The following is a 319-nucleotide window of genomic DNA, read 5'->3' on the forward strand; positions in this document are numbered from 1 at the left end:
TTTCGCGCGATGCGCAAGCGTCGTTGCGAAGGCGGTGACAAACAAGCCCAGTCTCGCCGGGGAGAGCACGAAGTAAGCCGTAACCCATCGCGCAGGGAAAGCCGGGTTGTTTCCGGTTACACCTGTGGTCCTACCCCCTGCTTTCTACCTCTTGCACGGGGCCCATGGGTGCGATCGGCACCCGGCTTTCCCTGCGCCCTCTGTTCGAAGAGGGCGGAATGAGATGCAAAACTCGGGCAGATCATGTCGCGAGAATGCGGATGCATGACTCACAAGCAGCGCAACACACTCAGCGTCGTCCTGGCGAAAGCCAGGACCC

The organism is Bradyrhizobium pachyrhizi, from assembly GCF_001189245.1.
GTDB classification, from domain to species: Bacteria; Pseudomonadota; Alphaproteobacteria; order Rhizobiales; family Xanthobacteraceae; genus Bradyrhizobium; species Bradyrhizobium pachyrhizi.